Source organism: Streptococcus equinus, from assembly GCF_049393735.1.
Lineage (GTDB): Bacteria > Bacillota > Bacilli > Lactobacillales > Streptococcaceae > Streptococcus > Streptococcus equinus_G.
Genome location: NZ_CP185946.1, coordinates 1106300 through 1131571, shown reverse-complemented (window position 1 = coordinate 1131571; position 25272 = coordinate 1106300). Strand labels below are relative to the sequence as shown.

Annotated in this window: 30 protein-coding genes and 2 other annotated features; of the genes, 26 read left to right on the top strand and 4 right to left on the bottom strand. The window is 37.0% G+C overall.

Going from position 1 to position 25272, the window contains the following annotated elements:
• The first annotated feature begins 9 nt into the window (after positions 1 to 9).
• From ACNTMY_RS05675 to ACNTMY_RS05665, 3 genes are all read left to right on the top strand, one after another.
• Positions 10 to 597, top strand: coding sequence for a DUF6287 domain-containing protein (locus tag ACNTMY_RS05675; protein WP_423215712.1), 588 nt, complete (start codon positions 10 to 12; stop codon positions 595 to 597).
• 100 nt (positions 598 to 697) lie between these two features.
• Positions 698 to 1915, top strand: coding sequence for a peptidase T (gene pepT, locus ACNTMY_RS05670; protein WP_423215711.1), 1218 nt, complete (start codon positions 698 to 700; stop codon positions 1913 to 1915).
• Positions 1916 to 1965: 50 nt separating this feature from the next.
• Positions 1966 to 2457, top strand: a complete 492-nt coding sequence (locus ACNTMY_RS05665) for an EbsA family protein (RefSeq protein WP_423215710.1) — start codon at positions 1966 to 1968, stop codon at positions 2455 to 2457.
• On the opposite strand, the gene ACNTMY_RS05660 is transcribed toward ACNTMY_RS05665, so the two are convergent.
• Positions 2447 to 2641: a ferredoxin gene (locus ACNTMY_RS05660; protein WP_004232288.1), complete on the bottom strand. Its 195-nt coding sequence runs from the start codon at positions 2639 to 2641 to the stop codon at positions 2447 to 2449. The two genes, ACNTMY_RS05665 and ACNTMY_RS05660, sit on opposite strands and share 11 nt — an antisense overlap.
• Positions 2642 to 2685: 44 nt before the next feature.
• Here ACNTMY_RS05660 and ACNTMY_RS05655 point away from each other — a divergent pair, with 44 nt between their 5' ends.
• The 5 genes from ACNTMY_RS05655 to rplT all read left to right on the top strand — a co-directional run bounded on the left by ACNTMY_RS05655 (position 2686) and on the right by rplT (position 5217).
• The gene (locus ACNTMY_RS05655) at positions 2686 to 3174 is read left to right on the top strand and encodes an SAG1386/EF1546 family surface-associated protein (RefSeq protein ID WP_423215709.1); all 489 of its coding nucleotides are present in this window, start codon (positions 2686 to 2688) and stop codon (positions 3172 to 3174) included.
• A 15-nt stretch (positions 3175 to 3189) separates the two neighbouring features.
• Entirely contained in the window at positions 3190 to 3870 is a 681-nt protein-coding gene (gene cmk / locus ACNTMY_RS05650) for a (d)CMP kinase (protein ID WP_423215708.1), read from the top strand.
• Positions 3871 to 3893: 23 nt separating this feature from the next.
• Positions 3894 to 4022: a sequence feature (ribosomal protein L20 leader region), on the top strand.
• 13 nt (positions 4023 to 4035) lie between these two features.
• Positions 4036 to 4566: a translation initiation factor IF-3 gene (infC, locus tag ACNTMY_RS05645; RefSeq protein ID WP_004232283.1), complete on the top strand. Its 531-nt coding sequence runs from the start codon at positions 4036 to 4038 to the stop codon at positions 4564 to 4566.
• 38 nt (positions 4567 to 4604) lie between these two features.
• Positions 4605 to 4805, top strand: coding sequence for a 50S ribosomal protein L35 (gene rpmI / locus ACNTMY_RS05640; protein WP_003065422.1), 201 nt, complete (start codon positions 4605 to 4607; stop codon positions 4803 to 4805).
• Positions 4806 to 4857: 52 nt separating this feature from the next.
• The gene (gene rplT, locus ACNTMY_RS05635; RefSeq protein WP_000124839.1) at positions 4858 to 5217 is read left to right on the top strand and encodes a 50S ribosomal protein L20; all 360 of its coding nucleotides are present in this window, start codon (positions 4858 to 4860) and stop codon (positions 5215 to 5217) included.
• Positions 5218 to 5424: 207 nt separating this feature from the next.
• Here rplT and ACNTMY_RS05630 read toward each other — a convergent pair whose 3' ends face one another.
• The gene (locus ACNTMY_RS05630; protein WP_423215707.1) at positions 5425 to 7569 is read right to left on the bottom strand and encodes an LTA synthase family protein; all 2145 of its coding nucleotides are present in this window, start codon (positions 7567 to 7569) and stop codon (positions 5425 to 5427) included.
• A 137-nt stretch (positions 7570 to 7706) separates the two neighbouring features.
• Here ACNTMY_RS05630 and ACNTMY_RS05625 point away from each other — a divergent pair, with 137 nt between their 5' ends.
• The 8 genes from ACNTMY_RS05625 (at position 7707) to ACNTMY_RS05590 (ending at position 15206) form a co-directional block, all read left to right on the top strand.
• Entirely contained in the window at positions 7707 to 8870 is a 1164-nt protein-coding gene (locus tag ACNTMY_RS05625; RefSeq protein WP_423215706.1) for a class I SAM-dependent rRNA methyltransferase, read from the top strand.
• Positions 8867 to 9544, top strand: a complete 678-nt coding sequence (gene aroD / locus ACNTMY_RS05620) for a type I 3-dehydroquinate dehydratase (protein ID WP_423215705.1) — start codon at positions 8867 to 8869, stop codon at positions 9542 to 9544. Before ACNTMY_RS05625 ends, aroD begins: the two co-directional genes overlap by 4 nt.
• Complete coding sequence (locus ACNTMY_RS05615; RefSeq protein WP_423215704.1) at positions 9534 to 10403, top strand: shikimate dehydrogenase; 870 nt, start codon at positions 9534 to 9536, stop codon at positions 10401 to 10403. The genes aroD and ACNTMY_RS05615 overlap by 11 nt, the downstream gene beginning before the upstream one ends.
• A gap of 21 nt (positions 10404 to 10424) precedes the next feature.
• The gene (aroB, locus tag ACNTMY_RS05610; RefSeq protein WP_423215703.1) at positions 10425 to 11492 is read left to right on the top strand and encodes a 3-dehydroquinate synthase; all 1068 of its coding nucleotides are present in this window, start codon (positions 10425 to 10427) and stop codon (positions 11490 to 11492) included.
• A 1-nt stretch (position 11493) separates the two neighbouring features.
• A complete protein-coding gene (gene aroC, locus ACNTMY_RS05605) occupies positions 11494 to 12660 on the top strand; it encodes a chorismate synthase (protein ID WP_423215702.1) in 1167 nt (388 codons plus the stop codon).
• A gap of 78 nt (positions 12661 to 12738) precedes the next feature.
• A complete protein-coding gene (locus ACNTMY_RS05600; protein ID WP_423215701.1) occupies positions 12739 to 13845 on the top strand; it encodes a prephenate dehydrogenase in 1107 nt (368 codons plus the stop codon).
• Between the two features lie 11 nt (positions 13846 to 13856).
• A complete protein-coding gene (locus ACNTMY_RS05595; RefSeq protein WP_004232255.1) occupies positions 13857 to 14195 on the top strand; it encodes a YlbF/YmcA family competence regulator in 339 nt (112 codons plus the stop codon).
• A gap of 93 nt (positions 14196 to 14288) precedes the next feature.
• The gene (locus tag ACNTMY_RS05590) at positions 14289 to 15206 is read left to right on the top strand and encodes an L-lactate dehydrogenase (protein WP_423215700.1); all 918 of its coding nucleotides are present in this window, start codon (positions 14289 to 14291) and stop codon (positions 15204 to 15206) included.
• A gap of 32 nt (positions 15207 to 15238) precedes the next feature.
• Here the strand turns inward: ACNTMY_RS05590 and ACNTMY_RS05585 are convergent, their stop codons facing one another.
• Together ACNTMY_RS05585 and ACNTMY_RS05580 are read right to left on the bottom strand one after the other, a co-directional pair.
• Positions 15239 to 16483, bottom strand: coding sequence for a bifunctional folylpolyglutamate synthase/dihydrofolate synthase (locus ACNTMY_RS05585; protein WP_423215699.1), 1245 nt, complete (start codon positions 16481 to 16483; stop codon positions 15239 to 15241).
• A gap of 59 nt (positions 16484 to 16542) precedes the next feature.
• Positions 16543 to 16998, bottom strand: coding sequence for a DUF6556 family protein (locus tag ACNTMY_RS05580; RefSeq protein ID WP_423215698.1), 456 nt, complete (start codon positions 16996 to 16998; stop codon positions 16543 to 16545).
• 195 nt (positions 16999 to 17193) lie between these two features.
• On the opposite strand from ACNTMY_RS05580, the gene ACNTMY_RS05575 reads away from it, so the two are divergent.
• The 10 genes from ACNTMY_RS05575 to ACNTMY_RS05530 all read left to right on the top strand — a co-directional run bounded on the left by ACNTMY_RS05575 (position 17194) and on the right by ACNTMY_RS05530 (position 25006).
• Positions 17194 to 18339, top strand: coding sequence for a cysteine desulfurase family protein (locus ACNTMY_RS05575; protein WP_423215697.1), 1146 nt, complete (start codon positions 17194 to 17196; stop codon positions 18337 to 18339).
• 40 nt (positions 18340 to 18379) lie between these two features.
• Entirely contained in the window at positions 18380 to 19594 is a 1215-nt protein-coding gene (gene thiI, locus ACNTMY_RS05570; protein ID WP_021142534.1) for a tRNA uracil 4-sulfurtransferase ThiI, read from the top strand.
• 95 nt (positions 19595 to 19689) lie between these two features.
• A complete protein-coding gene (locus tag ACNTMY_RS05565) occupies positions 19690 to 20892 on the top strand; it encodes a CapA family protein (RefSeq protein WP_423216867.1) in 1203 nt (400 codons plus the stop codon).
• On the top strand, positions 20883 to 21422 hold the full coding sequence (locus ACNTMY_RS05560; protein WP_423215696.1) for a GNAT family N-acetyltransferase: 540 nt from the start codon (positions 20883 to 20885) through the stop codon (positions 21420 to 21422). The genes ACNTMY_RS05565 and ACNTMY_RS05560 overlap by 10 nt, the downstream gene beginning before the upstream one ends.
• A gap of 91 nt (positions 21423 to 21513) precedes the next feature.
• Positions 21514 to 21589 (top strand) — a sequence feature (ribosomal protein L21 leader region).
• Between the two features lie 35 nt (positions 21590 to 21624).
• Complete coding sequence (gene rplU / locus ACNTMY_RS05555) at positions 21625 to 21939, top strand: 50S ribosomal protein L21 (RefSeq protein ID WP_004232223.1); 315 nt, start codon at positions 21625 to 21627, stop codon at positions 21937 to 21939.
• Positions 21940 to 21951: 12 nt separating this feature from the next.
• The gene (locus tag ACNTMY_RS05550; RefSeq protein ID WP_423215695.1) at positions 21952 to 22287 is read left to right on the top strand and encodes a ribosomal-processing cysteine protease Prp; all 336 of its coding nucleotides are present in this window, start codon (positions 21952 to 21954) and stop codon (positions 22285 to 22287) included.
• A 21-nt stretch (positions 22288 to 22308) separates the two neighbouring features.
• Positions 22309 to 22602 carry a 50S ribosomal protein L27 gene (rpmA, locus tag ACNTMY_RS05545; protein WP_004232221.1) on the top strand — a complete coding sequence of 98 codons (294 nt, stop codon included), beginning with the start codon at positions 22309 to 22311 and terminating at the stop codon, positions 22600 to 22602.
• Between the two features lie 136 nt (positions 22603 to 22738).
• Entirely contained in the window at positions 22739 to 23656 is a 918-nt protein-coding gene (locus tag ACNTMY_RS05540) for a LysR family transcriptional regulator (RefSeq protein WP_423216866.1), read from the top strand.
• Positions 23653 to 24126, top strand: a complete 474-nt coding sequence (gene lspA, locus ACNTMY_RS05535) for a signal peptidase II (RefSeq protein ID WP_423215694.1) — start codon at positions 23653 to 23655, stop codon at positions 24124 to 24126. The genes ACNTMY_RS05540 and lspA overlap by 4 nt, the downstream gene beginning before the upstream one ends.
• Positions 24110 to 25006 carry an RluA family pseudouridine synthase gene (locus tag ACNTMY_RS05530; protein WP_074479602.1) on the top strand — a complete coding sequence of 299 codons (897 nt, stop codon included), beginning with the start codon at positions 24110 to 24112 and terminating at the stop codon, positions 25004 to 25006. Before lspA ends, ACNTMY_RS05530 begins: the two co-directional genes overlap by 17 nt.
• The last annotated feature ends 266 nt before the right edge of the window (positions 25007 to 25272 follow it).

The window sequence follows — 25272 nt, the reverse complement described above, 5'->3', positions numbered from 1 at the left end:
AGAATTACGATGAAAAATAAATTGAAACTTGTTCTGACTTTAGTTTTATCACTTTGCATGGTGACAGCTTGTACAAGTCAGACTCAACATCAGACAAAACACAGTTCACAAACAACAAAGACAAGTACTAAAGTTACTTCTTCTAGCTCAAGTTCAAGTACAAGTAGTTCATCGTCTAATTCTCAAGAGAGTCAATCATCTACAGCAGAAACATCAACTGAACAATCACAAGCTGAACAAGAGATTGCTCCGATTTATACTGGTGCGATCTTAAAAGCAAACTATTCGACAATGGCAGGAAATTGGCAAAACGCTGCAGGAAATGTCCTAACTTTTAGTAATCAAGGATTAGCAACTGAAGGTATGACGCCTAATGTTTTGGACATTGATCAAAATGGTATTCTTTTGCTTGATGTTCAGACAGGACAACGTTCAAATGTTACGCTTTATATTGTTCCAGCGAATACAACATTTTCATCTGACTACTTAAATGGCCAAGAAGATAATACAGATATTTCTAAAGATCGTGTAATTTCTTCAGCAGATATTGGTTCTGGTGATTTAGCTTCGAAAGCTTATTATCACGTTTCAAATTAGAAAATATTTTTCTAAAACTCATGCAAAAAACAACCTACGTGGTTGTTTTTTTGTTGGTGAATATATGGTATAATGATATGGAAAAATATAGAGGTGAATAATGTCTTACGAAAACTTATTGAATCGTTTTTTGACTTATGTGAAAGTCAATACACGTAGTAACCCAGAAAGCACAACAACACCTTCAACTCAGACTCAGGTTGATTTTGCACTTAATGTTTTGAAACCTGAAATGGAAGCTGTTGGTTTGCAAGATGTGCACTATTTAACAAATGGTTATCTTGTTGGTACATTACCAGCAAATGATGCTTCAAAAACACGTAAAATTGGCTTCATCGCTCACATGGATACAGCTGATTTTAATGCTGAAGGAATCGCTCCACAAATCATTGAGAACTATGCTGGAGGATCTATCGAACTTGGTCAATCAGGTTATGCTCTCACACCAGAAGAATTTCCAAATTTGAATAATTACCTTGGTCAAACTTTGGTAACAACAGACGGGACAACACTTCTTGGTTCTGATGACAAATCTGGTATTGCTGAAATCATGACAGCAATCGAGTATCTTGTTGCTCACCCAGAAATCAAACACGGTGAGATTCGCGTCGGATTTGGTCCTGATGAAGAAATCGGTGTTGGAGCTGACAAGTTTGATGTTGAAGACTTCAATGTTGACTTTGCATATACTGTTGATGGTGGTCCTCTTGGAGAACTTCAATACGAAACGTTTAGCGCTGCTGGCTTAGAAATTGATTTCATGGGACGCAATGTTCACCCAGGTACAGCTAAAAATCAAATGATTAACGCTTTGCAATTGGCAATCGATTTTCACAATAAACTTCCAGAAACTGATCGTCCTGAAAACACTGAAGGTTATGAAGGATTCTTCCACTTGCACGGAATGAATGGTAGCGTAGAACAAGCGCATAGTTCATATATCATTCGTGATTTTGAAGATGAATCATTTGAAAATCGTAAAAAAATGGTTCAAGAAATCGCTGATAAAATGAATGCTGAACTTGGCAAAGAGTGCGTTATTATTACACTCAATGACCAATACTACAACATGAAAAAAGTCATTGAAAAAGATATGACTTCTGTTGAACTAGCAAAAGAAGTTATGGAAGATTTAGATATCAAGCCTGTCATTGAACCAATTCGTGGTGGAACAGACGGGTCTAAAATCTCATTTATGGGTATTCCAACACCTAACTTGTTTGCTGGTGGTGAAAACATGCACGGACGTTTTGAGTTCGTTAGCCTTCAAACAATGGAAAAAGCAGTTGATGTTATCATTGGAATTGTTCAAAAATAGTTAAGTTTTATCTAAGCAATGTTTGTTACATTAACTAACGGAGGACTGCAATGATTAAAATCTTTGGAAAGATTCGATATCACTGGCAGCCAGAACTATCTTGGTCAATTATTTATTGGTCGATTGCTCTGGTACCAATGTTTATCGGCTTATCATTATTGTTTGAGCGAACAAAAATACCGAGTCAATTCTTTGTTTTATTTGCTATCTTTATTATTTTGGTTGGATTAGGTTTTCACCGCTATTTTGTAATAGAAGAAGATGGAAAACTTCGTATTGTTTCGTTAAATCCTTTTAAAAAATCAAGAGTGGCAATTGCACAGATTGAAAGAGTTGATGTTAATAAATCAGGTTTAACTTTGAAAATAAAAAATCAGCCAGATAGAATTTTTTACATGAGAAAATGGCCTAAGAAGTACTTCTTAGATGCTTTGGCTATTCATCCAGATTTTCGTGGCTCAGTTGAGTTAACGGACAATCTAATTAAACTTGATTATTTTGAAACTTATAAGTCTAACAAAAAAGCTCCTACTAAATCGTAAGAGCTTTGGTTGGACAAGATTTGACAGCGAGAAGTGTGTCCTTGTCAGAGTCTGGAAAGGTTTGTTCTAAAGAATCAGAATTAGCAAATTTTACAATGCCATCATCATGATAATCAAAACGGTCAGAATATGTTTGGCATAGACCGCAAGCGATGCATTTTTCAGGAATTATTGATACTTTCATACTACTATTGTAGTATGAAATGATATATTTAACAAGGGGACATTATGGCAAAACAACCATGGGAAGAAAAAGTAGTCGATGACAACGAAATCAGAATTAGCCGTAAAACAAAAGATTCTGTTGTTAGTACACCTTTTTTGACGGCTTTATTGAGTGTTTTCTTTGTTATTGTCGTTGCGATTCTATTTGTAGTTTTTTACACTTCAAATCGTGGTGGCGACAAAGCATCAGAAACATCAAATTTTTATGGAGCATCGTCTAGCAGTGTTGTATCTTCATCTGAAGCAGCAAGTTCAGAAGCTTCTCAAGATTCAACAGAAGCTCCTTCAACAGACGAAAGTTCAAGTGATACAACAGAAGATTCATCAAGTGAAGGTAATGGTGATACAATCACTGTTATGTCAGGTGAAGGTGCTGCTTCAATTGCAGCTCGTGCTGGTATCTCAGTCGATAAACTTTACGAATTAAACCCAGACCACATGACTCAAGGATATTGGTACGCAAATCCTGGAGATGAAGTATACGTTAATTAGGAAGAAAAAGGAATCATGAAATCAATTAGAATTGCGATTGATGGTCCTGCTTCAAGTGGAAAGAGTACTGTAGCCAAGATTATTGCGAAAAATCTTGGCTATACTTATCTTGATACTGGAGCAATGTACCGTTCAGCAACATATCTTGCATTAAAAAATAATTTAACAGAAAACAATGTAAAAGAAATTTTAAAAGCTTTAGCAGAAAACCCAGTATCATTTGGGCGAGCTGAGGATGGTAGCCAAACAGTATTTGTAGGTGATAAAGAAGTTACACTTGATATCCGTCAAAACGATGTTACGAATAACGTTTCTTGGGTAGCAGCAATTCCAGAAGTTCGTGAAGAACTTGTAGAACAACAACGCCGTATTGCTAAAAATGGAGCGATTATCATGGACGGTCGAGACATTGGGACAGTCGTTCTACCTGATGCAGAACTTAAAATCTTTTTGATTGCATCTGTTGAAGAGCGCGCTGAACGTCGCTTCAAAGAAAATAAAGAAAAAGGTATTGAAACAGATTTTGAAACGCTAAAACGTGAAATTGCTGAACGTGATTACAAAGATAGTCACCGTGAAGTATCTCCACTAAAAGCAGCAGAAGATGCTATCACTTTCGATACAACTGGAGTAGATATTGACGGTGTTGTCAAATTTATTCAAGAAAAAGCAGAAAAAATCATTGACATGGATTAATTACTGTGATAGAATATAATCAATGAGAAAAGCAGAAGTGAGAACTTCTCGCCTTGCGACTACGGTTGTCTGGCCCAACATGTCAAAGATTCCATTAGGAATATTACGTGTGTGCGGGCTTGAATTTATCAAGTCCGTTTCGTTTTTCTCTAAAAAAATAAAGAGGTGAAGATCATAGCTAAGAAAGATCTATTCATTAACGATGAAATCCGCGTTCGCGAAGTTCGTCTCATTGGTCTTGATGGTGAACAGTTAGGAATTAAACCATTATCAGAGGCTCAAGCTATTGCTGATGACGCTAATGTTGATTTGGTTCTTATTCAACCACAAGCTACGCCACCTGTTGCTAGAATTATGGACTACGGAAAGTTCAAGTTTGAGTATCAGAAAAAACGTAAGGAACAACGCAAGAAACAAGCTGTTGTGACTGTTAAAGAAGTTCGTCTTAGCCCAGTTATCGATAAAGGTGACTTTGAGACTAAACTTCGTAACGGCCGTAAATTCCTTGAAAAAGGAAACAAAGTGAAAGTCTCTATTCGCTTTAGAGGTCGTATGATTACTCACAAAGAAATTGGAGCAAAGGTATTGGCGGAATTTGCAGAAAGAACGCAAGATATTGCTATTATTGAGCAAAGAGCTAAAATGGATGGACGTCAAATGTTCATGCAACTTGCTCCAATTCCAGACAAAAAATAATTGTCAATTTTAAACTATTTTAAGAGGAGAATTTTAAAATGCCAAAACAAAAAACACACCGCGCATCAGCTAAACGTTTCAAACGTACAGGTTCTGGTGGATTGAAACGCTTCCGCGCATTTACTTCACACCGTTTCCACGGTAAAACTAAAAAACAACGTCGTCATCTTCGTAAAGCAGCTATGGTGCACTCAGGAGATTTCAAACGTATTAAAGCAATGCTTTCAGGTCTTAAATAAGACTAAAGCAATTACTCGATATTATTAAAGAATTATTTGGAGGAGAATATAAATGGCTCGTGTTAAAGGTGGCGTTGTATCACGCAAACGTCGTAAACGTGTATTGAAACTTGCTAAAGGTTACTATGGTGCAAAACATATCTTGTTCCGTACTGCAAAAGAACAAGTAATGAACTCTTACTACTATGCATACCGTGACCGTCGTCAGAAAAAACGTGATTTCCGTAAACTTTGGATCACTCGTATTAATGCGGCAGCTCGTATGAACGGTTTGTCATACTCACAATTGATGCACGGTTTGAAATTGGCTGAAATCGAAGTTAACCGTAAAATGCTTGCTGATTTAGCAGTTAACGATGCAGCAGCTTTCACAGCTCTTGCAGATGCAGCTAAAGCTAAACTTGGTAAATAATTAATTAAAAGACTAACATTTGTTAGTCTTTTTTTTGTGCTAAAATTTATCTGTTATTTAAGAAGCAAGTTTAAGTTGATTATATTTTTCATTCCTATAGAGTAGAGGAAGCAATAAATACATATCAAGTAGCAGTTATGTTGTCTAAAGCGGTAGAGTATAAGAAAACCACCAGGATTGCTGGTGGTTTATTTGCTTATGGATAAGCTATTCTGATTCACTGCTAGAGCTACTTGAAGTTTCGTGTAATTGCATGTAGCTTGGAGCTTTAAACATATCTACGGTTGATTCGTTGCCATGTTCACTGTAAAGACTTGTCGACTCATCACCACGTTTTTTCTCGATAGTTTTTAATGATTTGAGTGAATCTGTATAAGAAATTTTTGAACTATCAACCTGTTTTAAGCCAGGTATTTTAGCAAATCGAAGAAGATCGCCTGTTTGAACCTCGTCACTTGTTGAAAGCTGTAGGGCAACAGCATCACGGATTGCTTTAGTTGTTGCTTGTGTATTTTCGTCAGGATTAGTAATTTCTTCCCCGGTAGCTGTGTAGTAGAGATGACCGCTACTGCTTGTATAAGTAGGAGTAACATAATCTCCAGCAGTTCGGAAAGCAACTGTTTGGTCATTGTCTTCTGACAATAAATCTTGTCCAAGTTGAATATAATTGCTTGTATCAACACCTAACAAATGAAGTAGTGTTGGTAAGGCATCAACTTCACCACCAAAGGTGTCGCTGACGTATCCTTCGGTGTAACCAGGAATGTGTACCATAAACGGAACACGTTGGAGCATAGCGTTATCGTAGCTTGTCCATGTTTCAGAATCTTTTCCAAGAAGCGGAGCCAAATCAGTGTTTCGTGAGTTTGAAATACCGTAGTGGTCACCATAAAGTACAATAATTGAGTTGTCATATAAACCAGATTCTTTTAAGTAATCAAAGAATGATTTGATAGCTGAATCTAGGTAATTCGCGGTAGCAAAGTAACCATTGATGGTTTCATCATCAGTATCAGCTAGTGGGAATCCTTCTTCATCAGAATTACCAGAAAGACTAGTGTATGGATAATGGTTACTTACAGTAATGAATTTAGTGTAGAATGGCTGTTGCATGTGTTCTAGATACTTGATAGCATCAGCAAACATGTATTTATCATTCAAACCATATTGGAATGAGTTTTCGCTATTTTGTTTTGCAAAGTATGAAGAATCAAAGAAATAATCGTAGCCCCATTGTTTATAGGCGTTATTTCGATTCCAGAAAGTACCAACGTTACCGTGGAATACGGCGCTTGTGTAATCTCCGGTTTGCCCAAGAATTGATGGAGCAGCATAGGCGGTATTTGTACCACCGTAGTTAACTAAGTAAGAACCATTGCTAAGACCAAATAATGATGTTTCCATCAGCGTTTCAGCGTCAGATGTTTTTCCGGCTTTGACTTGGTGGAAGAAGTTTGAGAAAGCAAGGGTTGAATTTGAGTGGTAAAGTGAATTAAGGAAAGGTGTTACTTCATATGATTTACCATCAACTTGCAAATGATAGTCAATCAAGAATTGTTGGAAACTTTCCAAGTGAATAACAATAACGTTTTTTCCTTTAGCAATACCATAATATTTTGAATTAGGTGCCGCATAGTGTTCACTAATGTAATTCTTAGCTTCGTCAAGATCAGAAGCGGTAGCTTCGCTACGTACTTTTTCAGTCTGATATGTTTGGTTAGCACTGTAGGCTGTAAACGATGGTAATCCAAGAGCACGGACAACATATACGTTTGAGAAGCCACGCGTCAAAAGTTCTGGACGATCAATCTCAGCCATGAATAAGTTGATTGAAAAAAATAAAGTTGATAAGGCTGTAATAGCAAAGCTTGCGCGTTTGTTAAACGGACGATTATCAGCTTTAATTTTTTTGGTAGCAAATAGCGCGATTAAAATAACGTAGTCGATGATATAAATAACGTCCCAGACACGAAATAGATTCAAGGCAGAATCCCCGAGACCAGCAGAAACTTTACTACTTGCAAGCAATGTACTTACAGTAATGAAGTCTGTGAATTCACGGAAATAAATCGCATTGGAAATAAGTAGGATATTTAAAATCGTATAAATAATCCAACTAACAATATAAAAAACACGCGTTCTTTTGATATAAAGGCTTAACCCGAGTAAAAGTAATCCTAATGGAATAGGATTAATAAGTGATAGTAGTAGTTGATACGGATTCTCTAGTCCAAGACTAAAGTCAACATGATAAGCCCACATTGTTTTTAGCCAATAAATGACTAAAAGTGTCAAAATAAATCCCAAACGTGTGTTAACCACGTGAGAGATAATTTGTTTCATTTTTTTCACTGTAGGAACTTCCTTTATTCTTTTTTTCCTAAAGATAAAATCTCATTTTCAATTATAACATAAAAACTTTTATTGGTATGGGTGATAAATGCAAAATTTAGTGGGAAAAATTCTGAATTTTTGATATAATAGGCTTCATGAACAAACTATACGTGGATTCTTTTGTTGAAAAGAAAATTAAGCGTGGTATTCAACTTTTGGATGGAAAAGACTTTCATCAACTTGATTTAGATAATCAATTAGTTGTTCTTTACAGTCATTCACGCAAGTTCTTAGGAACAGCATACCTTTCTCGTCAAAATAAGGGAATTGGTTGGTTTTTAGGAACTGGAGATGTTGAATTGAACAAATCTTACTTTGTTAATTTATTTAGCAAGGCGAAGAAAAAGCGTCAGCATTTTGAAAACTCAGATCTGACAACAGCTTATCGATTATTTAATCAAGATGGAGATAATTTTGGTGGTGTGACGATAGATCGTTATGCTGATTTTGTTGTATTTTCTTGGTACAATACCTTTGTTTATCAGTATCGTGATGTGATTGTCGAAGCCTTCCAAGAGGTTTATCCTACGGTTAAGGGCGGATATGAGAAAATCCGTTTTAAAGGACTTGATTATGAGTCAGCTCACATTTATGGTGAAGAAGCACCTGAAACATTTACTATTTTGGAAAATGGTGTCAAATACAGTGTTTTCATGAATGATGGCCTGATGACAGGGATCTTCTTAGATCAGCATGAAGTCCGTGATGCTTTGATTAATGAACTTGGTCTTGGAAAACGTGTTTTGAACATGTTTTCTTACACAGCGGCGTTTTCTGTTGCAGCAGCAATGGGTGGTGCAACTGAGACAACATCTGTAGACCTTGCTAAACGTTCTCGTGAACTATCTCAAGCACATTTTGAAGCCAATGGCCTTGATTTGTCAAATCACCATTTTGTGGTCATGGATGTTTTTGAATATTTCAAGTACGCTAAGCGCAAAAACTTGACTTTTGATTTGATTGTTATCGATCCACCAAGTTTTGCTCGTAATAAAAAACAAACATTTTCAGTTGCTAAAGATTATCACCGATTAATTAGCCAAGCATTGGAAGTATTATCTGATGATGGAACAATAATCGCATCTACAAACGCAGCTAACTTAACAGTAGCTCAGTTTAAAAAGCAATTAGAAAAAGGATTTGCTTCTGTTAAGCATGAATACATTCGTTTGCAACAATTGCCAAGTGATTTCACGGTTAACAAAGCAGACATGAGCAGTAATTATTTGAAAGTATTTACAATAAAGGTTAAGAAATGAAAATAGTAGTACCTATTATGCCGAAAGATTTAGATGAGGCACAGTCGATTGATATTTCAAGATTTGACGACGTCGATATTATTGAATGGCGAGCAGATTTTTTACCTAAAGAAGATATTATGACTGTAGCACCAGCAATCTTTGAAAAATTTTCTGGCAGAGAGATTGTTTTTACAATTCGAACAGATAGAGAAGGTGGAAATCTTAGCTTGTCTGACGAAGAGTATGTTGAGCTTTTGAAAAATATTAATGCTATTTACCACCCAGACTATATTGACTTTGAATATTTTTCACATAAAGAAGCTTTCCAACAAATGTTAGAATTTCCAAATCTCGTTTTGTCTTATCATAATTTTGATGAAACACCTGAGAATTTGATGGAATCATTTTCTGAGCTAACAGCTTTAGCACCACGTGTTGTTAAAGTTGCCGTTATGCCACAGAGTGAACAAGATGTTATTGACTTGATGAACTATACTCGCGGATTTAAGACATTAAATCCTGAGCAAGAGTATGCCACTATGTCAATGGGCAAACTTGGTCGCGTATCACGTTTTGCTGTTGATGTTTTCGGATCATCATGGTCTTTTGCAAGCCTAGATCAAACAAGCGCACCAGGACAGGTTGCTCTTGCTGATATGAAACGTATTAGGGAGGTACTTGATGCAGATTGATGGATACACTCGCTTAGCCGCTGTCGTGGCAACACCAATTAAGCACTCTATTTCACCGTTTATTCATAACTATGCTTTTGATAAAACAGGTGTGAATGGTGTTTATGTTGCATGGGATATCCCAGAAGAAGATTTAGCGGTTACTTTAGAAAATGTTAAACGTTATGACATGTTCGGTGTGAATATTTCCATGCCGTACAAGCAAAAAGTTATGCCGTATATGGATGAGTTGACTGATTCAGCTGCCTTGATTGGTGCTGTGAATACTGTCATTAATCGTGATGGCAAATTAGTTGGTCACAATACTGACGGTATTGGTTTTTTTAGAAGCCTCTCTACTTTTGCTGATTTTGATGTCAAAGGTAAAACAATGTCTATCCTTGGAGGCGGAGGAGCTGCTACAGCTCTAATTGCTCAAGCAGCGCTCAACGGTGCTGGTCATATTAACATTTTCAATCAGACACAGTTCTTAGATGCTACACGTCAAAAAGCTGAAGAACTTTCTGATAAAACAGGTGTATCAATCACTGTATATCCAGTCGAAGATTTAAAGACAATTCAAGAAAAAGTGTTAGAATCACAACTTTTTGTCAACGCGACAAGTGTTGGGATGGACGGTAAGTCAATGATTATTACAGAAGACTTTGAGTTTTCTGAAGGACTTTTAGTTGCTGATACGATTTACCAACCATTTGAAACGCCGTTCTTGAAATTAGCTAGAAGTAAAGGCTTAACAGCTCTCAATGGACTTGGAATGCTTTTGTTCCAAGCGGCTGAAGCTTTTGAAATCTGGACTGGTGAAAAAATGCCGACTGCTGAGATTTGGTCAGCACTTGAAGAAAAATATAATACGAAATAAGAAGAGCTATAGGTGACGCTAATGAAATTAAATGTTAATCTCCCCCAAACACCTTATGATATTGTCATTGAAAAAGGTGTCTTAGCAAAAGCCGGTGATTGGGTGAAATCACTTTGGCAACCTCAAAAAATTGCCCTTATTACTGACAACCATGTTGGAAGATTGTACGCTGAGAAAGTTAAGCTTAGTATCGAAGATGCAGGCTTTGAAGTGATTGTGTTTGATTTCTTAGAAGGTGAGGCTTCTAAAAATCTTCAAACTGTAAATAAAGCTTACGAATTTTTGGTTAAAAATGGGATGACACGCAGTGATGGTATTGTCGCTCTCGGTGGTGGTGTCGTTGGAGATTTAGCAGGTTTTGTTGCGTCTACTTATATGCGTGGAATTCACTTCTTACAAATTCCGACAAGTTTAACTGCTCAAGTTGATTCGTCAATTGGTGGTAAAACAGGGGTAAATACACCATTTGCTAAAAACATGGTTGGTACTTTTACGCAACCTGATGGTGTATTGATTGATCCAGAAACTCTTCAAACGCTTGGTAAACGTGAACTCATTGAAGGTATGGGTGAAGTTATCAAGTATGGATTGATTGAAGATATTGAATTGTGGGATGAGCTGTCAGCTATGGATGGCTCACCAGAAAGTATCTTAAAACACGCAGAAAGCATTATTTATCGTTCATGCAATGTTAAACGTAAGGTTGTTGTAGAAGATGAACTTGATAACGGTGTTCGACTTTACCTTAACTTTGGTCACACTATTGGACATGCTGTTGAAGCGACAGCGGGATATGGCAAAGTCATGCATGGTGAAGCTGTTGCGATTGGTATGGTACAAATTTCTCGGGTTGCTGAGAAGAAGGGTTTGATGCCTAAAGGTATCACGAAAGATATCTTTAACATGTGCCAAAAATTTGGTTTGCCAACAGATTATCAACCATGGGATATTGATGTTTTATATGGTGCTTTAGTGCATGATAAAAAAGCTCGTGGAAAAATGATTAAGACCGTCATCGTGCCAGAGCTTGGTAGTGCAGCAATCAATCAGATTCCCTTAGAAGAGATGAAAGAGTATTTGGAGAAATAATATGAGATATTTGACAGCCGGTGAATCCCACGGACCACGTTTAACTGCAATTATTGAAGGAGTTCCTGCAGGACTCCCACTGACTGCTGAAGATATTAATGTCGATTTGAAACGACGCCAAGGTGGATATGGCCGTGGCGGTCGTATGAAAATTGAGTCAGATAAAGTCGAAATTACTTCTGGTGTACGTCACGGAAAAACTACGGGAGCTCCCATTACTCTGAATGTCATTAATAAGGACCATGAAAAGTGGCTTGATATTATGGCGGTTGAGGATATTGATGATTCTCTGAAAACCAAACGAAAAATCACGCACCCACGTCCAGGGCATGCTGACTTGGTTGGAGGCATGAAATATCGCTTTGAAGATTTGCGAAACTCCCTTGAACGCTCATCAGCGCGTGAAACAACAATGCGTGTAGCAGTAGGAGCAGTTGCAAAACGCATTTTAGCAGAACTTGATGTTGAAATTGCTAATCATGTTGTTGTTTTTGGTGGCAAAGAAATTGATGTCCCAGAGGGGCTTACTGTTTCTCAAATTCGAGAATTAGCAAGTCAGTCTGAAGTTTCAATCGTTAATCAAGAACGAGAGCAAGAAATCAAAGACTATATTGACCAGATTAAAAAAGATGGTGACACAATTGGCGGTGTCGTCGAGACAGTTGTCGGAGGAGTTCCAGTTGGACTTGGTTCATATGTTCAATGGGATAAGAAACTCGATGCTAAGATTGCAGGTGCTGTTGTTTCTATCAATGCTTTTAAAGGTGTTGAATTTGGCTTGGGCTTCAAAGATGGATATCTCAAGGGTAGCCAAGTAATGGATGAAATCCTTTGGAATGAAGAAGAAGGCTATACACGTCGCACGAATAATCTTGGTGGTTTTGAAGGTGGTATGACAAATGGACAGCCTATTGTTGTTCGTGGTGTTATGAAACCAATACCGACACTTTATAAACCTTTGATGTCAGTTGATATTGAAACTCATGAACCGTATAAAGCAACAGTTGAACGTTCAGATCCGACTGCTCTTCCAGCAGCTGGAGTTGTTATGGAGGCAGTTGTAGCAACTGTCATTGCTGATGAGATTCTTGAGAAATTCTCTTCTGATAATCTTGAAGAATTAAGAGAAGCTGTTGCCCGTCACCGTGATTATGTCAAACATTTTTAATGCATAAACAGTTGACATGGAGAGCATAAGCTCTCCATTATTTCTATAAAGATTGTAGATTCCGGAAATGGAGAAATTATGGAAAATAAAGTGATTTATGTTGCTGGTTTAGGATTAATTGGTGCATCGCTTGCGCTAGGAATTAAGCGTGACCATCCTGACTATAAAATTTTAGGCTATAATCGTTCTGACAAATCGCGAAACGTTGCTCTGGAAAGAGGAATTGTTGATGAGGCTACGGGTGATTTTAAAGCATTTGCATCGCAAGCTGATGTGATTATTTTAGCTGTCCCTATCAAACAGACTATTGAATTTATAAAAGATTTAGCTGAAATGGATTTGAAGGACAATGTCATCATCACTGATGCAGGGTCAACAAAACGAGAAATCGTCGAAGCTGGAGAAAAGTATTTAACTGGAAAAAATGTTAGATTTGTTGGTTCACACCCAATGGCTGGTTCACACAAGTCTGGTGCGATTGCGGCAGATGTCAATTTATTTGAAAATGCTTATTATATTTTTACACCATCGCCATTAACAGCAATTGGCACTATTGATGAGATGAAAGAAATTTTATCTGGCTTGCATGCTCGTTTTGTAGAAATTGATGCTTGTGAGCACGACCGTGTCACTAGTCAGATTTCGCATTTTCCGCATATTTTAGCAGCAAGTCTGATGGAACAAGCAGGTGATTATGCTTGTGAGCATGAGATGACAAATCATTTTGCTGCAGGTGCTTTTCGTGATATGACACGTATTGCTGAGAGTGAGCCTGGTATGTGGACGAGTATTCTTTTGACCAATCAGACAGCTGTTATGGAACGTATTGATGATTTCAAATCACGACTTGATAGTGTAAAAGAATTGATTGCTCAGGGTAATGGTGACGCTATTTGGAATTATTTCAACCAAGCTAGAGAGACTCGTAAGGCAATGCGTATCCATAAACGCGGTGGGGTAGAAAGTGCCTTTGATATTTTTGTCGACGTTCCGGATAAGGAAGATGTTATTCTAGAAATTTTGGAATTACTTCGAGGGATTTCTTTGGTCAATATTCATATTAATGAAGAAAATCGTGAAGATATTAACGGTATTTTACAAATTTCCTTTAAGAGTGCTAAAGATTTGGAGCACGCTAGAAAAGTTATCACAGAAAAAACAAACTATAAAGTACATATTAATTAAGGAGAATTATCATGGCAAATATTTATGATTTAGCAAACGAATTGGAACGTGAAATTCGCGTTCTTCCAGAATACAAAAAAGCGCAAGAGTGCCGCGCAGCAATTGATGGAGATGCCGAAGCAAAAGCTTTGTTCAAAGAATTTACTGAATTTCAACAAGGACTCTACGCAAAATTACAATCAGGACAAATGCCTACAGGTGATGAGCAGACTAAGATGCAAGAATTGGGTGCAAAAATTGAAGCAAACCCAATTTTGAAAGCATATCTTGGTGCTCAACAATCTTTGTCTGTGTATGTTTCAGACCTTGAAAAAATTATTTTCGGTCCACTTCAAGACCTTTTGAAATAATGATTGCAACCTAACATTTTGTGTTAGGTTTTTTTCGTGTTTTTATTCGTAAAGGTCTATAATGAGTGTTAACTTTTATGAGGAGGTTGTTCTATGTCACGTAAAGTTGGAATTATTGGAGTGGGTCATGTTGGCTCTACAGTTGCTCACGGTCTGATTGCACAGGGTGCTTTTGATGATTACGTCTTAATTGATATCAATGAGAAAAAAGTAACTGCTGATGCAGTTGATTTTAGAGATGCTGCAGCAAATCTTAATCAACATGCAAATATTGTAGTTAATGACTATAATGCTCTAGCTGATGCGGATGTTGTCATCTCAGCTTTGGGAAATATCAAACTTCAAGATAACCCTAACGCTGATCGCTTTGCTGAGTTGCCTTTCACTGCAAAAGAAGTTCCCGCAGTTGCTAAAAAATTAAAAGAAGTAGGGTTTAACGGAATTATCATTGCCATTTCAAATCCTGTCGATGTCATTACTAGCCTTTATCAACACTATTCTGGTCTTCCTAAAGAACGTGTCATTGGTACAGGAACACTACTTGATACTGCCCGAATGAAACGTGCAGTTTCAGAACGTTTTGGAGCTGATGCTCGCAGTGTTTATGGTTATAATTTAGGCGAACATGGAAATTCTCAGTTTACAGCTTGGAGTCAAGTACGTGTTAAAGGGCAACCAATTTCAACATTTACAGACGAAGCAACCTTGGAAGAAATTGCACACGAAGCAATGGTTGGTGGTCACACTGTCTTTTATGGTAAAAAATACACAAGTTATGGTATTGCAAGTGCAGCTATTCGTTTGGCAATTGCGGTAGTTTCTGATAGTCATGAAGAACTGCCAGTTTCAAATTACTATGAGCCACTTGATACTTATCTTAGTTATCCAGCAATTGTCGGTCGAGATGGTATTGTTGAACAAATTAAATTGACTCTTCCAGAAGACGAAGAAGCTAAGCTAGAAAACTCAGCTAATTTTATCAAACGAAAATTTGCAGAAAGTCTGAATTAATAAAAAAGAAATCCCATCTAAATTAGATGGGATTACTGATTTAATATGTAGTTACGCACCTCTGAAATAAAATAAAGAGAGCCTGTGACGACAAAGATGTCGTTAGGATTTTTCTCTGCTTGTTCTAACCATTTTTTATAATTTGGGGTTTTTTGATATTTATCGGGATAGTCAGAAAGAGCCTGAGCTTGATAGAAATTAAAAGTTGTGACACACAAGTCAAAATCTGATAACTCTTCAAGCATAGTATCTAAAGGTTTACGACTTAATCCTGCAAAAAGAATGTGAATATGTTTTCCAGAGAATTCATTTTTGAGAACGTCGACTAATTTTGCGATGGAATCTTCGTTATGGGCGCCGTCTAACATGAGGTTTGGAGTCATTAATTCACATCGTCCTGCCCAAGTGGTATTTTCTAGACCCTTTTTAATACTATCTTTGTTGATTTTTGAAAATTTATCTTGAAGAATTAATGCCGTCATAGCTGCAAGAGCTGCATTAGATTTTTGGTGTTTGCCAAGCATTTTCAGCGAAATATCTGAGATAGAGAAATCATTTTGAGTAAAAGTAAATGTTTTTTGACTTTCTGTGACAAAAAAATCCTTGCCAATCTCATATGTCGGGCAGTCCAGCAAAGTTGATTTTTTGTAAAAAACTTCTCTAACTTCAGGAGCCATTTTTCCAAAAATGAATGGCACATTTGGTTTTAAAACACCAGCTTTATGACCTGCGATTTCTGCCAAAGTATTTCCGAGCGTGTCTTGATGGTCGATACTAATTGAAGGGCAAATGACTGCTTGAGCAGTGAAAACGTTGGTTGAGTCGAATGTTCCGCCAATTCCAGCTTCAATTACCGCAATATCAACTGGATTAATGTTAGCAAAATAGTAAAACATCAGAGCTGTGACCAATTCAAATTCAGTCACTTTTCCAACTTTTTCTTGAAAGGAATCTGATTCAACAATTGGTTTAACAGCTTGTGCTGTCAAAACTAAATCAGTATCTGAAATTTGTTCTCCATTAACCGCAATACGTTCGTTAAAGCGCGTGATAAATGGAGAAGTGAATGTGCCAGCCTTATATCCTGAACTTGTTAAAATATGCTGCAAGAAGCTCGTTGTTGAGCCCTTGCCGTTTGTTCCAACAACATGGACAGCTGGAAATTTATCTTGGGGATTATCAAGTAAACCAAGCAAATAGCGCATCCGATCTAAACTAGGTCTTCTGCCATTAGCTTTGTGAGAATGAATCCAATTAAGTGTAGTAGTGTAGTTCATTGTTATTAATACCTTATAAAAAAAGAAGGAGAGATAGTATGTCTCCTTCCGTTAGTAACTTATTCAGTAGTTTCAGTGGCACTACTTGCAGTGTCATCAGAAGTTGCTGCACTGCTTTGTGTGCTGTCACTTTGACTATCGTCAGAACTATAATTGTATGTAGTATCTGAACTTGAACTGTAAGTTGTGTTAGCATCGTCATTGTAAGTATTATTAACTGTGCCTGAATCATTATCAGTATCATCAGAATAAGCTGAGGATGCTGAAGTGTCAGTTTTGCTGTTATTGCCACCTTTGATGACAACAGTTGTCGTTGATTTGTCAGTTGGCTTAGTTGCTGATGAGCCTTTAAGAGCATTAGTAATCGTAATACTTGCCACAATGATACTAAGAATAGAACCGATTAGGGCAACTGTTTTTTGAAAGGCTGAAAAACCTTTTTTGATATGTCTTGCCGGAGTTGGTTCCTTATCCTCATTTGATGATTTTTGACGTCTTGAATAATGTTGAGACATTTTTAACTCCTTTTTCGCGTATGATTCTATTATAGTTTTTTCATTTTAAATGTCTAGTATAAAATAGCTGTCTTTTATAAAATATTTTATCAGTGATTCTTAAAATAAGCCTTAAAAACTTAGTATTAAAGCTTTCACACTTTTGATAGACTGTGCTATAATGGTAGTATTGATTTTTTTGTGAAGGAAGAAAAAATGATTTACTTTGATAACTCTGCCACTACAATTCCTTATCCTGAGGTTTTACGAACATATCAGGAAGTGGCAACTAAGATTTATGGAAATCCATCAAGTTTACACAATCTTGGCACAAAAGCTAGTCGTATTCTAGAAGCTAGTCGTAAACAAATTGCCGACTTACTTGGTGTCAAAAATACAGAGATTATTTTCACTTCTGGCGGTACAGAAGGTGATAACTGGGTGTTAAAAGGTGTTGCCTTTGAGAAAGAGCGTTATGGGAAACACATTATTGTATCAGACATCGAACATCCTGCTGTCAAAGAATCTGCAAAATGGTTAGCAGAACACGGATTTGAAGTTTCATATGCGCCTGTTAATGATAAAGGCTTTGTTGATGTTGATAAATTAGCTGAGCTCTTGCGTCCAGATACTACTTTGGTGTCAATCATGGCAGTCAATAATGAAATCGGCTCAATCCAACCAATTCATGCTATTTCAGAATTATTAGCTGACAAACCTGGAATCTCTTTCCACGTGGATGCAGTACAAGCAATTGGTAAAATCCCTGTGAATGAATATTTGACAGAACGCGTTGATTTTGCAAGTTTTTCTGGTCACAAATTCCACAGTGTTCGTGGTGTTGGATTCATTTACAAAAAAGAAGGCAAGAAATTAAATCCATTGCTAGCTGGTGGCGGGCAAGAAGGAGACCTTCGTTCAACTACTGAAAATGTTGCCGGAATTGCAGCGACAGCTAAAGCTCTTCGTTTGGTAACAGATAAAGAAGAATTTGCTCTTCCAAAAATTGCCAAAATGAAAGAAATCATTTATGATGAACTTGCAAAACACGAGGATATTATGATTTTCTCTGGCAAGGGAAGTGATTTTGCACCGAATATCTTAACTTTTGGTATTAAAGGTGTCCGAGGTGAAGTTGTTGTTCATGCTTTTGAAGAGCACGAAATCTACATTTCCACAACGTCAGCATGTTCATCAAAAGCTGGAAAACCAGCTGGAACTTTGATTGCTATGGGAGTTCCAACAAAACAAGCTCAATCAGCAGTGCGTATCAGTCTTGACGATGACAATGATATGGGGCAAGTTGAGCAATTCTTAACGATTTTCAAACAAGTTTACGAAAAAACAAAAAAAGTTAGATAATAAGAAGAAAGGATAAAGAGAGTTCTCTCTTTAATAAACTATGCAATACTCAGAAATCATGGTTCGCTACGGCGAATTATCAACAAAAGGTAAGAACCGCATGCGTTTCATCAATAAGTTGAAACGTAACATGAAACATGTTCTTTCAATTTATCCTGATGTCAGAGTTGTGGCAGACCGCGACCGCGCTCACATTTATTTGAATGGAACAGACTACGTACCAGTTGCTGAATCATTGAAACAAATTTTCGGGATTCAAGCATTTTCACCATCTTACAAGGTCGAAAAAAATCTTGAAACAATCAAAAAAGCTGTTCAAGATGTGATGAAAGACGTTTATCGTGAAGGGCTTACTTTCAAAATCACAAGTAAACGTAGTGACCATAACTTTGAAATGGACAGTCGTGAGTTAAACCAATACCTTGGCTCTGCTGTTTTTGAAGTCTTACCAGATATTCAAGCGCAAATGAAAGGTCCAGATGTCAACTTAAAAGTTGAAATTCGTGAAGAAGCAGCTTACCTTTCATATGAAAACATTAAAGGAGCTGGAGGTCTTCCTGTAGGAACTGCAGGTCGTGGTATGTTAATGCTTTCTGGTGGTATTGATTCACCAGTTGCTGGATACCTTGCACTTAAACGTGGTGTTGATATCGAGGCTGTCCACTTTGCAAGCCCACCATATACTAGCCCAGGTGCTCTTAAAAAAGCTCAAGATTTAACACGTAAATTGACAAAATTTGGTGGAAATATTGATTTCATCGAAGTTCCATTTACTGAAATCCAAGAAGAAATCAAAGAAAAAGCACCAGAAGCTTACTTGATGACTTTGACACGTCGTTTCATGATGCGTATTACAGACCGAATTCGTGAAGAACGTAATGGTTTGGTTATCATCAATGGTGAAAGCCTTGGTCAAGTTGCTAGTCAAACACTTGAAAGTATGCGAGCTATTAATGCTGTAACTGCAACACCAATTATTCGCCCTGTTGTTACCATGGATAAATTGGAAATTATTGATATCGCACAAAAAATCGATACTTTTGATATTTCAATCCAACCATTTGAAGATTGCTGTACAATCTTTGCACCAGACCGTCCAAAAACAAATCCCAAAATCAAAAATGTTGAACAATACGAAAAACGTATGGATGTTGAAGGACTTGTTGAACGTGCAGTTGCTGGTATCAAAGTGACAACAATTACACCTCAAGCTGAACATGATGAAGTCGATGATTTAATCGATGACTTACTATAATACAAAAGCCATCTAAGATGGCTTTTTCTGTGCCAGTTAAAGCCTGAAAGCCTAATCATAAAATGGTATAATATGCCCATGGAGGTATGACTAAGATGTTAGACAGGATGATTTACAAAAAAACAACATTAGCTTGCTTAGCCTTTTTACTGGTTAGTTTGCTTGGAAGTGCCATTTATGGTTTGACTTTTGAAAAGCATGCGGCAAGTAGTGTTAATCAAGCAAAAGTTAGCTCCAAAAAAGTTAAGACTGCTCGTGTTATGGCAAATGGGGATATTCTGATTCATAACGGGCTTTATGGCAGTGCGGAGCAATCTGATGGAACGTATGATTTCAAGCCTTTCTTTGAGTATGCTAAAGATTGGATTTCCAGCGCAGATTTAGCGATTGGGGACTATGAAGGAACAATTAGTCCTGATTATCCTCTAGCAGGTTACCCGCTATTTAATGCACCGAGTGAAATTGCTGATGCAATGAAAGATACAGGTTATGATGTCGTTGATTTAGCCCATAATCATATTTTGGATTCAGGGCTTTCAGGTGCCATTAATACTGTAAAAACATTTGATAAACTTGGTATGCCAAGTATCGGAGTCTACAAAAATAATCGTGACAAAGAAGATATTTTGATTAAAAATGTCAATGGCATCAAAATTGCAATCTTAGGTTATTCTTACGCTTACAACGGTTTAGAAGCCAATCTTTCTTCAAGTGACTATGAAAAACACATGTCTGATTTAGATGAAGATAAGATGAAGTCTGAAATTCAAGAAGCAGAAAAGAAAGCTGATGTAACTATCGTCATGCCTCAAATGGGTGTTGAATATCAACGCGAACCAACTCAAGAACAAGTGACACTTTACCACAAGATGATTGATTGGGGTGCAGATGTCATTTTCGGCGGTCATCCACACGTGGTAGAACCATCAGAAACAATCGAAAAAAATGGTGAGAAGAAATTTATCATCTACTCAATGGGAAACTTTATTTCTAACCAACGTTTGGAGACAGTTGATGATATTTGGACAGAACGTGGTTTATTGATGGATGTCACATTTGAAAAGAAAAACAATAAAACAACGATTAAGACAGTAGCTGCCCATCCAACTATGGTTTGGGTTTGGAGCAAAGGTGTAGTTGGTTCTGAAGGTTTTGTGTTATCAGATTATCGTACACTTATTTTAGAAGATTTTATTAAAGGCGGTAAATATCGTGACAAGCTCGATGCAGCAATGCAAGAGAAAGTTGATACTGCCTATCAAGAAATGAATGAATTGGTGAATTTACAATGGAATTAGAGCGTCAGAAGGTGAAACTTTTTTCAAAGAGTTCCCGAGATGTCAAAAATTTATATTTATCAGCATTTCCAGCTGTTGAGCGTGTGCCGTATGTTCCGATGCTTTTGACAAGTTACCGAGAATTGGCAGATTTTTATGCTTATTACGATGGATATGACTTTGTTGGATTAGCCTATGTTTTACAAAATGAAGATGTTGTTTATTTATTCTTCTTAGCTGTTAATCCGCAAATTCGCTCTCGTGGATATGGTTCTGAGATTTTGCAGGATATCAAAAAATTAGCAGGAAGCCGTACGGTTGTTCTAGCAATTGAGCCAATGGATGAAAAAGCTGACAATTTTGACCAGCGTCTGAAGCGCGTGCATTTTTATGAGAAAAATGGTTTTCACATTACAGCATACTACTATCACGAGGGTACTGAGACTTATCAGATGATGGCAAATAATAAAATAATTGCAATAGATTCTATCGAAAAATTGACGAAAAAAGCAGTTCTAGGATTAGTAAAAGTATCCTATGATAAAAAATAGAGAATGAAAACGTACTATCACTAAAAAAAGACAGCATATTCCTTGCTTTAATCACCTTAACGTGTTAAAATATGAACGTTGACTAAATGCACATCCTGTGCAACCGCACGAAAATCGTTTTTAAGAAACTTTCGAGGTTCACGATTTAGGCGAGTCTTCACAAGCGGAAAAATCCGCAACAAAAATTTATAGGAGGTGCACGATGAGCACATATGCAATCATCAAAACTGGTGGAAAACAAGTTAAAGTTGAAGTAGGTCAAGCTATCTATGTTGAAAAACTTGATGTTGAAGCTGGTTCAGAAGTAACATTTAACGAAGTTGTTCTTGTTGGTGGTGAAAAAACTGTTGTTGGTACACCAGTTGTTGAAGGAGCTTCTGTTGTTGGTACTGTTGAAAAACAAGGAAAACAAAAGAAAGTTGTTACTTTCAAATACAAACCTAAAAAAGGTTCACACCGTAAACAAGGTCACCGTCAACCTTACACTAAAGTTGTTATCAACGCTATCAACGCTTAATTTAGCATTCTCATGATTCAAGCAACTTTTATTCGTCATGAAGGAAATCTAGAAAGTGTTGAGCTTACTGGACATGCCGGCAGTGGTGAATATGGCTTTGATATCGTATGCGCAGCTGTCTCAACTTTATCGATTAACTTAGTTAATTCGCTAGAGGCTTTGACAGATTGTGACGTTGATTTAGCTGTCAATGAGATTGATGGTGGTTATATGAAGATTGATATCTCTCGTATGACCAAAAAGACAGATGAGAAAGTTCAACTTTTATTTGAAAGCTTTCTTTTAGGAATGACCAACTTGGCAGAGAACTCTCAGGAGTTTGTCTCGGTTAAGGTCATTGCAAACTAATTTGAAAAGAGGACACTACATATGTTAAAAATGAATCTTGCTAACTTGCAACTTTTCGCCCACAAAAAAGGTGGAGGTTCTACATCAAATGGTCGTGATTCTGAAGCAAAACGTCTTGGTGCTAAAGCAGCTGACGGTCAAACTGTTTCAGGTGGATCAATCCTTTACCGTCAACGCGGTACTCACATCTACCCAGGTGTGAACGTAGGTCGCGGTGGTGACGATACACTTTTCGCTAAAGTTGAAGGTGTTGTTCGCTTCGAACGTAAAGGTCGCGATAAACGTCAAGTATCAGTTTATCCAATCGCAAAATAATTTAGCAAAAGAGTCTGCTTCGTGCAGGCTTTTTTATTTTTCTTTTTAAGTTCTAGTCAACCTTTACTGGATATAGCGCCTTTTACTTTATTTTGATATAATGAAGCTGATTGATTTTTTAGAAAGAATGATTGACATGAATATACAGCAACTACGCTACGTTGTAGCCATTGCAAATAGCGGTACTTTTCGTGAAGCAGCTTCTAAGCTTTTTGTTAGTCAACCGAGTTTGTCAGTAGCTATAAAAGATCTTGAAGGTGAGCTTGGTTTTCAAATTTTTACACGAACAACGACTGGGGCTGTTTTGACCAGTCATGGTATGACATTTTATGAAAAAGCACTTGAGGTTGTTAAAAGTTTTGACTCGTTTGAAAAGCAATTTTCGCAATCGGCAGTTGATTCTGATGAATTCTCAATTGCAAGTCAGCACTATGATTTTTTGCCACCGTTAATCACAGCTTTTTCTAAGGCTCATCCAGAACACAAGGATTTTCGTATTTTTGAATCAACGACCATTCAAATCCTTGATGAGGTTGCACAAGGTGACAGCGAGATTGGGATTATTTATCTAAATAATCAAAATCGAAAGGGACTCTTACAGCGTATGGAAAAACTTGGTTTGGAATTCATTGAATTGATTCCGTTTAAAACCCATATCTATATCGCTAAGAATCATCCTTTAGCTCAAAAAGAAAATCTTGTAATGGATGACTTAAAAGGTTTGCCAACGGTGCGCTTCACACAAGAAAAAGATGAGTATCTTTATTATTCTGAAAACTTTGTAGACACTTCTGATAGTCCACATATTTTCAATGTGACTGATAGGGCAACGTTAAATGGTATTTTAGAGCGGACAGATGCATTTGCAACAGGATCAGGGTTTTTAGATAGTAGAAGTGTAAATGGTATTACTGTGATTCCACTGGAAGATAAGTTGAACAATAAAATGGTTTACATTAAACGACGTGATAAGAATCTATCACCAATTGCTCTAAAATTTACTGCTGTCATGAGAGATTATTTTGAAAAATTCAGTCCAAAGGTGACCAAATGAAAAACTATAGAAAAATTTATTTCCCAATAGCTGCTGTAATTTTGATCGCATTAGATCAATTGAGTAAGCTATGGATTGTCAATCATATTCCTTTAAACACTGTTCATAAATTTTTACCGGGGATTTTTAGTTTAACTTACTTGCGTAATTATGGTGCTGCATTCTCGATATTACAAAATCAACAATGGTTCTTTACGGTGATTACTTTTGCTGTTGTTGGCGCTGCTTGTTATTATTTTGTTAAAAATTTGCAAGGTAATTTTTGGCTCTTGTTTGGGCTTTTGTTAATCATTTCAGGCGGATTAGGAAATTTTATTGATCGTGTGCGCCTAGGCTATGTTGTTGATATGGTTCACTTAGATTTTATGAATTTTGCTATTTTTAATGTTGCAGATTCGTATTTAACAGTTGGGGTAATTATTCTTTTCATTACCCTATGGAAAGAGGAGGAAAATGGAATTAATCATTAAAGAAGCTGGTGCTCGTTTGGACAAAGCGTTAGCAGATTTGACAGAATTGTCACGTAGCCAAGCTAATGATGAAATTAAAAAAGGAACTGTTTTGGTAAATGGCAAAGCTGTTAAAGCGAAATATGCCGTTAAAGTTGGTGATGTTGTCACTTATGAAGTTCCAGAAGAAGAAGTACTGGAATATACCGCTGAAAATATTCCACTTGATATTATTTATGAGGATGAAGATGTTGCAGTAGTTAACAAACCACAGGGGATGGTTGTTCATCCATCAGTTGGACATACATCTGGTACGTTAGTAAATGCATTGATGTATCACATTAAAGATTTATCATCAATTAATGGTGTTATCCGTCCAGGTATTGTCCATCGTATTGATAAAGATACTTCAGGGCTTTTGATGATTGCAAAAAATGATGCTGCGCATAATGCTCTCGCAGCAGAGTTGAAAGATAAAAAATCACTTCGTAAGTATGTTGCTATTGTTCATGGAAATATTCCAAACGATCGTGGTGTGATTGAAGCACCGATTGGCCGTTCAGACAAAGATCGTAAAAAACAAGCTGTGACAGCTAAGGGTAAACCTGCTGTGACGCATTTTAAAGTTTTGGAACGATTTGGAAGCTACACGCTAGTTGAATTGACTTTGGAGACAGGACGTACTCACCAGATTCGTGTGCACATGGCTTATATTGGTCATCCTGTTGCAGGAGATCCACTTTATGGACCACGTAAAACACTTAAAGGACATGGTCAATTTTTACATGCGCAAACTCTTGGCTTTACACATCCGAAAACTGGTGAAACAATGACATTTACAGCAGAAGTTCCTGAAATTTTTAAAGAAACACTAGAAAAATTAAGAAGCGGTAAAGCGTAAGAAATATGATAAAAACAGGATAAGCAGGTGGTTGCTACCTGTTTTCTATTCGCCTTTTAAAAATAATTTCAAGATATTTTTTGTCCAAGTTCGTAAATTACTTGTCAAACGATGAACGATTTGGTATTATATAGACAGTAAATATTATCCTTTAATACTGTCCCGTGAGGCAGGCAAGGAGAGAACGGTAAAAGAAAAGTGCAGCTGGTATAGCTGTACCTATATTTTGTGGAATCTCCTTGGTAACGAGGAGATTTTTTGTATAT